Origin of the sequence: Burkholderia sp. Ax-1720, assembly GCF_011753035.1 — a bacterium.
In the GTDB taxonomy this organism is placed as follows: Bacteria; Pseudomonadota; Gammaproteobacteria; order Burkholderiales; family Burkholderiaceae; genus Burkholderia; species Burkholderia gladioli.
Window position 1 is genome coordinate 1 of sequence record NZ_VWWK01000461.1, and the last position, 829, is coordinate 829.

Genomic DNA, 829 nt, shown 5'->3' on the forward strand with positions numbered 1-829 from the left:
GTGCCGCGAGCGCCGCCTCGGCGGCGGCCGCGGCCGAGGCGGCTTCGGATCCGCTCGGCGCGTTCCTGAAGGGCGGCGGCGCGGCGGGCGGCCATGCCGCGTCGGGCGTGGATACCTTCAGTGCCTCGGCGCCGCCGCTGCTGCCTTCGGCGCCGGCCGGCGGCGGTAATCACGGCAGTGGCAATGGTGGCGCGAGCGGTGGCGGGCAGGACAACGGCCTGCCGAGCGAGCCGCCGGCCGAATCGCCGACGCCCACGCCGGATACGCCGTCGACGGGTAGCGGCAACGGGCAATAAGCGAATGCCGCGAATGGCTTCCCCGTCACGATGAACTGATGGCCTGGTCGCGGCCTGACTGGCTTTGGAAAAGCGATCAGAGAGTCCGGACCCTAATCAATCAGACGTATCCAAATTTCATGATTTGAGTCGGTTGGGTCAACAACTTGGCAGTTGTTGACAGCTATCTTTCGTTGCTTCGATAAGCTCGCGTCCAATAACCACCGCAATGGACGCAGGCCACGTCGAAGAGCATGAACAAGAATGCACATCGCCTGGTGTATTCCAGGCTTCGGGGTATGGTGGTGGCCGTCGCCGAGACGACCACGGCCGAGGGCAAATCCGCAAGCGGCGAGGCGCGGCGGGTCAAGCGATCGTCAGGCATGCGTGCTGCCTCGGTGCTGGCCGCCTCGGCTGTGGCCGGCGCTCTGTCGACGCCGGTCCAGGCGCAAATAGTCGGGGCCGGGCCGAGCGCGCCGGCGGTGATCCAGACGCCGAACGGGCTGCCGCAAGTCAATATCAACAAGCCAGGCGGCAGCGGTGTGTCGGTCAAC

At 66.7% G+C, this 829-nt stretch carries 1 protein-coding gene and 1 pseudogene; both read left to right on the forward strand.

Going from position 1 to position 829, the window contains the following annotated elements; all coding sequences use genetic code 11:
• Positions 1–296, forward strand: a pseudogene (locus F3J18_RS37670) (penicillin-binding protein); the annotation flags it as partial.
• Positions 297–529: 233 nt separating this feature from the next.
• The coding region (locus F3J18_RS37675; RefSeq protein WP_205195744.1) for an ESPR-type extended signal peptide-containing protein at positions 530–829 on the forward strand (300 nt) is incomplete at its 3' end.